The following is a 6339-nucleotide window of genomic DNA, read 5'->3' as shown; positions in this document are numbered from 1 at the left end:
ATGTCGCGCTGTGCGCCGACCACGGACCGCTACTGGTCGTCGAGACCGCCGATCACTCCCTCGGTGAGCCCGGGGAACGGGGGCTGCGGTTCGACGTCGCCCGTGGCGCCGCCCGTGGTGCCGCCCATGATGCCCCCGCTGGTTCCGCCGGGCCGTCCGCCGGGCTTGCCGTCACCGCCGGGCTTGCCGGGCCGGCTCGGGTTCGTCGTGGGCGGCTTGTTCCCGCGCGGGCCGGCGGAGGGGATGGACACCTCCGGGATGCCGACCGTGACGAAGTTCCCCGACTCGCGGCCGGAGAGCGCGCCGCTGACCGCGTCCTTCCAGATCGGGCCGGGCAGACCGCCACCGAAGACCTTCTCGAAGGGCTTGCCACCGATCACGATGTTCTCCATCGTGATCTTCTTCGCGCCGCCGGAGCCGACCCATACCGCGCCGGAGAGGTTCGGCGTGTAGCCGACGAACCAGGCGTTGTAGCGCTCGTCCGTCGTACCGGTCTTGCCGGCGCTGTCGCGGTCGCTCAGACCGGCCCGCTCACCGGTACCGGAGTCGACCACTCCGCGGAGCAGGGTGTTGATGGTGTCGGCCGTCTCGGTGGACATCGCGCGCTCGCACTTGGACTTCGGCACCGCGAGCGCCTTGCCGTGCGCGTCGGTGATCGACTCGATGGCGACCGGGGTGCAGTAGACGCCGCGGTGGGCGAAGGTCGCGTAGGCGTTGGCCATCGTCAGCGGGGAGAGTTCGGCGGAGCCGAGCGCGATCGACGGGGACTCGGGGATCTTGGAGCCGTCGGCCGGGACCACGCCGAGCTTCTGCGTCATCTCCGTCACCGGGCAGAGGCCGATCTCGCCGATCATCTCGACGAAGTACGTGTTGATGGACTTCTCCATCGCCGTCCGCAGCGCGTACGGACCGACCTCGTCCTCGGTCTCGTTCTTCGCCGTCTGGATCTTGCCGTTGATCGGCAGGTTCAGCCACTGCGTGCCGTCGCAGCGCGAAATCGGCGTGGGGTAGTCCAGCTTGTTCGGCGCCTGGTACACCTTGGTCGCCGGCATGCCCCGCTCTATGGCGGCCGCCGCGATGAACGGCTTGAAGGTCGAGCCGACCTGGAAGCCGAAGTTCGAGCCGCCCATCCGCTTGTCCACGGAGTAGTTGATCTGCGTCTCGTTCTTCCCGAAGCCGTACGGCTTGGACTGACCCATTGCCAGCACCCGGCCGGTGCCCGGCTGGACCATGGTCACAGCCGTCGCGATCGAGTCCTCCTGGTAGACGTGGTCCTTGATCGACTCATTGGCCGCGTCCTGCGACTGCGGGTCCAGGGTGGTGCGCACCGTCAGGCCGCCCTGGTTCCAGACCTTCGCCCGGTCCTCGCGCGTCTTGCCGAAGGCCGTGTCGGTCAGGAAGGAGTTCCGAACGTAGTCGCAGAAGAAGCCCGCGCCCTTGACGGCGGTGATGCAGCCGTTCTTCGGCTTGGTCACCTTGAGGGTGACCGGCTTCGCCTTCGCCGCGTCCACCTCCGCCTGCGAGACGTCCTTGGTGTCGGCCATCCGCTGCAGGACGATGTTGCGGCGCTTGGTCGCTTCCTGAGCGTCGTTCACCGGGTCGTAGCGGCTCGGCGACTGCACGACGCCCGCGAGCAGCGCGGACTCCTCAAGCGTCAGGTCCTTGGCCGGCTTGCTGAAGTAGCGCTGGGCGGCGGATTCGATTCCGTACGCCTGCTGGCCGAAGTAGGTGATGTTGAGGTAGTTCTCGAGGATCTTCTTCTTCCCGAGCTCCTCCTCGACCTGGATCGCGTACTTCAGCTCGCGGATCTTGCGGCCGAGGCTCTTCTCCTGGGCCTCGCGCACCTTGGTCTCGTCGTCGCCGGCCTCCTCGACGAACACGTTCTTCACGTACTGCTGGGTGAGGGTGGAGGCGCCCTGCGCGGCTCCGCCTTCCTGCGCGTTGCGGTTGACCGCGCGCAGGATGCCCTTGAGGTCGACCGCACCGTGCTCGTAGAAGCGCGAGTCCTCGATGGCGACGATGGCCTTCTGCATGTACGGGGAGATCGCCGTGAGCGGGACCACCTGGCGGTCGCGTGAATAGACAGTGGCGATCACGCCACCCTCGGCGTCCAGAATGGTGGTCCGCTGACTCAGCGGCGGGGTCTTGAGATTGGCCGGGATCTCGTCGAATCCCTCGACCGTCCCCTTGGCCGCCAGGCCCAGGGCGCCTGCTGCCGGAATCGCCATGCCGGCCAGTACCACCCCGGAGAGGACGGACACCCCGAGGAACTTGACGGCCTGCTGGCTCCCCGTGAGCCCGCCGCCCGAGCGCTTCTTTCCCATAGGGGGCAGCCTACGTTCTCATTCGCCGGACACGCGCGAATGCCTTGGCCTAAGCTGTCCCCAACTGTCACAGCAGTGTGGTGCGACATCAACCCCTCGGCTTGATTTTCACCCTTCCCGAATGGGGTGGACACATGTCCGAATCTGACCCCCTCTGCTGAAGTCGATCAACCGATTACACCCGAATTGCCGCAATGGTCGGGCATGTCGCCGGATCACTCCGTCGGGTGATCTGCCGCTTACCCATAGTCCGTTCGGACCATTCAAGATTGGGCCCGTCGGGGGTGTTGCGGTGTGCTCGCCTTCCGTAACGTCCTCAACTGGCAGCGGTGAATATGCCGCTACCGCCGTGGGGGAGCCTCGATTCGGGAGAGGACGGCGCCGGGATGGGCTGGGTTATCGACTGGAGTGCGCAGGCAGCCTGCCGCACTACCGATCCGGATGAACTATTCGTTCAAGGAGCGGCACAGAACAGGGCCAAGGCGGTGTGCACCGGATGTCCGGTGCGGACCGAGTGCCTGGCCGACGCGCTCGACAACCGTGTCGAGTTCGGCGTGTGGGGCGGAATGACCGAGCGGGAACGACGTGCGCTGCTGCGCCGGCGTCCCACCGTCACCTCGTGGCGACGGCTGCTCGAAACCGCACGTACGGAGTACGAGCGCAGCACGGGCATCCTCACCATGGATGCAGACGCGGAGATCGACGTGGCGTACGAGACATACGCGGCAGCCGGGTAGATCGCCGGCCGCCACGACGTACGAACGCCTACGCTCCGGCCGGTACCCCGGCCGCGAGTCGTTCTCCGATGGCCCGTAGCCCGGCGAGGTCGTGCACATCGCCGGGCAGGGCGGCCACTTCAGCCACCGCCACTTCGGGGTGGAGTGAGGTGAAGCGATCGCGTGTGCGCCGCTCACGCGCGATCACCTGCATGCGTTCCGCGTGCAGGCGCAGCAGTCCTGCCGTGATCCGGTCGACGACCGCGGTATCGCCTTCGGTGCCGGGGGAGGGGGAGCCTGTCTCTGGAGGGTTCGCGGTCCGGGTGGTTCTAGCGCTCTGGGCGGTCTGCGCAGTCTCGGCGGACCGGTCGGTCTCGGCAGTTTCGGTGGGCTCGGCGGGCGCGGTGGGTTCCGCGCCCGAGTCACGAAGTCCAGCTTTCCCGGACTCCTGATCGACAATGCCGCCTTCTTCAAGATTCTCTGCCGCGGCCAACGCCCGCTCGGCGGACAGCTGGTCGGCGCCACTGCCGTGCACCCGGTTCAGTACCAGACCGGCCAGCGGCATACGCTCCGCTGCCAGCCGCTCCACGAAGTACGCCGCCTCGCGCAGGGCGTCCGGCTCGGGCGCGGCGACCACCAGGAAGGCCGTGCCGGGAGCCTGCAGCAGCCGGAAGGTGGCGTCCGCGCGCGTGCGGAAGCCGCCGAACATCGTGTCCATCGCGGCCACGAAGGTCTGGACGTCCTTCAGCAGCGAGGCTCCCATCAGCTTGCTGAGGGTGCCGGTCATCATCGACATGCCGACATTCAGGAACTTCATCCCGGCCCGGCCGCCCACCTTCGCCGGAGCCATCAGCACCCGGATGAACTTCCCGTCCAGGAAGGATCCGAGCCGCTTGGGCGCGTCGAGGAAGTCCAGCGCGGACCGGCTCGGCGGAGTGTCGACGATGATCAGGTCCCAGTCGTCCCGGGCCCGCAGCTGCCCCAGCTTCTCCATCGCCATGTACTCCTGCGTGCCCGCGAAGCCGGCCGACAGCGACTGGTAGAAGGGATTGGCGAGGATCGCCCGGGCCCGCTCGCCGTCCGCGTGCGCCTCGACGATCTCGTCGAAGGTCCGCTTCATGTCCAGCATCATGGCGTGCAGTTCGCCGTCGTCCGCCCCTACGGTCTCCACCTTGCGGGGGGTGTTGTCCAGCGAGTCGATCCCCATCGACTGCGCGAGCCGCCGCGCCGGGTCGATGGTGAGCACCACGGCCTTGCGCCCGCGCCCGGCCGCCCGTACGCCGAGCGCCGCGGCCGTGGTGGTCTTGCCGACCCCGCCCGCCCCGCAGCACACGATGATCCGGGTCTCCCGGTCGTCCAACAGCCGGTCGACCGCCAGCCGCGGCGGAGTGTCCATACCCACGGTGTCCACCCCCTCGCTCATTCCGCCACCGACTGCTTCCGCAATTCCTTGGCCAGTGCGTAGAGCCCGGCCAGATCCATCCCCGCGCCGAGCAGCGGCAGTTCGTACGTCGGCAGGTCCAGCCCCGCCAGTACGGAGCGCTGCGCCCGCTCCAGCTCCACCCGGCTCGCGTGCTCGGCGGCCTGCGTGAGCAGCGGGTCCACCAGCCGCTCGGCCAGCCCGCCGCGGCGCGCCCCGCCGAGGCCCGCCCGGGACAGCGACTTCGCCACTTCGGCGCGGTGGTCGCCGGCCGCGGTGCGCAGGGTGTCCTCGTCCAGATGGTGCGGCCGGACCATGTTCACGACGACCCGCCCGACGGGCAGGCCGGCCCCGCGCAGTTCCTCGATGCCGTCCGCGGTCTCCTGGACGGGCATCTCCTCCAGGAGGGTGACCAGGTGCACGGCCGTCTCGGGGGACTTGAGGACCTTCATGACGGCCTGGGCCTGGTTGTGGATCGGCCCGAACCGGGCCAGGCCCGCCACTTCGTCGTTGACGTTCAGGAACCGGGTGATCCGCCCGGTCGGCGGCGCGTCCATGATCACGTGGTCGTAGACGTACCGGCCGGCCTTGTCCCTGCGCCGCACCGCCTCGCACGCCTTGCCGGTCAACAGCACGTCGCGCAGTCCGGGGGCGATGGTCGTCGCGAAGTCGATGGCGCCGAGCTTCTTGAGCGCGCGCCCCGCCGAGCCCAGCTTGTAGAACATCTGGAGGTAGTCCAGCAGCGCCCGTTCGGCGTCGATGGCGAGCGCGTAGACCTCACCGCCTCCGCCGGGCGCCACGGCGATCTTCCGTTCCTCGTAGGGGAGTGCCTCGGCGCCGAAGAGCTGCGCGAGCCCCTGCCTGCCCTCGACCTCCACCAGAAGAGTCCGGCCGCCCTCGCGTGCGAGGGCAAGCGCGAGTGCTGCGGCGACCGTGGTCTTGCCGGTGCCGCCCTTGCCGCTGACCACCTGGAGCCTGCTCACAGCGTCCGAGCCTAATTCCTCGGGTCCGACTCCGTTGGCGCCGGGTGGTTCTGCCGGAGTGTTCGGGGGTGAGCTCCGTTACGTCCGGCCCGGACCGGCCCGGTCCCGGGCCGCTCGGGGGTCCGGTCCGGGGCCGTGCCGGTGCGGCCCGGCGCCTGCCCGGGTGAGGTGTCCCGCCGTCGGTTCCGGGGGCGGCATGCGGCTCGCACGACAGGCACTACCCTCGCTCCCATGACCAAGAAGTTCGAATATGCGACGGTCCCGCTGCTGGTTCACGCCACCAAGCAGATCCTGGACACCTGGGGCGAGGACGGCTGGGAGCTCGTCCAGGTCGTGCCCGGCCCGAACAACCCCGAGCAGCTCGTGGCCTACCTCAAGCGGGAGAAGGCATGAGTGCTGTAGAGGCGAAGCTGGCCGAGCTCGGCCTGACGCTCCCGGGCGTCGTCCCGCCGCTGGCCGCGTACCAGCCCGCCGTGCGGTCGGGCTCGTACGTCTTCACCGCGGGCCAGCTCCCGATGGTCAAGGGCAGCATGCCGATCACCGGCAAGGTCGGCGCCGAGGTCTCGGCGGAGCAGGCCAAGGAGCTGGCGGCGATCTGCGCGCTGAACGCCCTGGCCGCCGTCAAGTCGGTCGTCGGTGACCTCGACAAGATCGCGCGTGTCGTGAAGGTCGTCGGCTTCATCGCGTCCGCGCCCGACTTCACGGCCCAGCCCGGCGTGCTGAACGGTGCGAGCGAGCTGCTGGGCGAGGTCCTCGGCGACAAGGGCGTCCACGCCCGCAGCGCCGTCGGCGTGACGGTCCTGCCGCTGGACGCCCCGGTCGAGGTCGAGATCCAGGTGGAGCTGGTCGCCGGGGCCTGATCCCTTCGGGGTGGGTTCCGCCGGGACGGGCCGGGT

6 protein-coding genes are annotated in these 6339 nt (G+C 69.2%); 3 read left to right on the top strand and 3 right to left on the bottom strand.

Annotated features, from left to right (window positions below; all coding sequences use genetic code 11):
* Positions 1-29 precede the first annotated feature (29 nt).
* Positions 30-2324, bottom strand: a complete 2295-nt coding sequence (locus ACWGIU_RS26275) for a transglycosylase domain-containing protein (protein WP_453709715.1) — start codon at positions 2322-2324, stop codon at positions 30-32.
* A 386-nt stretch (positions 2325-2710) separates the two neighbouring features.
* On the opposite strand from ACWGIU_RS26275, the gene ACWGIU_RS26270 reads away from it, so the two are divergent.
* Positions 2711-3061, top strand: coding sequence for a WhiB family transcriptional regulator (locus tag ACWGIU_RS26270; RefSeq protein WP_453709713.1), 351 nt, complete (start codon positions 2711-2713; stop codon positions 3059-3061).
* A 28-nt stretch (positions 3062-3089) separates the two neighbouring features.
* On the opposite strand, the gene ACWGIU_RS26265 is transcribed toward ACWGIU_RS26270, so the two are convergent.
* Positions 3090-4436: an ArsA family ATPase gene (locus tag ACWGIU_RS26265; protein ID WP_453709711.1), complete on the bottom strand. Its 1347-nt coding sequence runs from the start codon at positions 4434-4436 to the stop codon at positions 3090-3092.
* Between the two features lie 23 nt (positions 4437-4459).
* Complete coding sequence (locus ACWGIU_RS26260) at positions 4460-5443, bottom strand: ArsA family ATPase (protein ID WP_453709709.1); 984 nt, start codon at positions 5441-5443, stop codon at positions 4460-4462.
* Positions 5444-5674: 231 nt separating this feature from the next.
* Between ACWGIU_RS26260 and ACWGIU_RS26255 the strand changes: the two genes are divergently transcribed.
* Both ACWGIU_RS26255 and ACWGIU_RS26250 read left to right on the top strand, forming a co-directional pair.
* Complete coding sequence (locus ACWGIU_RS26255) at positions 5675-5836, top strand: DUF4177 domain-containing protein (protein ID WP_007264966.1); 162 nt, start codon at positions 5675-5677, stop codon at positions 5834-5836.
* On the top strand, positions 5833-6303 hold the full coding sequence (locus tag ACWGIU_RS26250) for a RidA family protein (RefSeq protein ID WP_453709707.1): 471 nt from the start codon (positions 5833-5835) through the stop codon (positions 6301-6303). The genes ACWGIU_RS26255 and ACWGIU_RS26250 overlap by 4 nt, the downstream gene beginning before the upstream one ends.
* Positions 6304-6339 lie beyond the last annotated feature (36 nt).

Source organism: Streptomyces sp. NPDC054840, from assembly GCF_053611065.1.
The sequence above is the reverse complement of the archived record's forward strand: the minus strand, read 5'-3'. Positions and strand labels throughout refer to the sequence as shown.

Excerpts from the sequence above, each read along its gene's own strand:
- ACWGIU_RS26255 (WP_007264966.1), top strand. The coding sequence starts at position 5,675 with ATGACCAAGAAGTTCGAATATGCGACGGTCCCGCTGCTGGTTCACGCC.
- ACWGIU_RS26275 (WP_453709715.1), bottom strand. The coding sequence starts at position 2,324 with ATGGGAAAGAAGCGCTCGGGCGGCGGGCTCACGGGGAGCCAGCAGGCC.
- ACWGIU_RS26265 (WP_453709711.1), bottom strand. The coding sequence starts at position 4,436 with ATGGACACTCCGCCGCGGCTGGCGGTCGACCGGCTGTTGGACGACCGG.
- ACWGIU_RS26270 (WP_453709713.1), top strand. The coding sequence starts at position 2,711 with ATGGGCTGGGTTATCGACTGGAGTGCGCAGGCAGCCTGCCGCACTACC.
- ACWGIU_RS26250 (WP_453709707.1), top strand. The coding sequence starts at position 5,833 with ATGAGTGCTGTAGAGGCGAAGCTGGCCGAGCTCGGCCTGACGCTCCCG.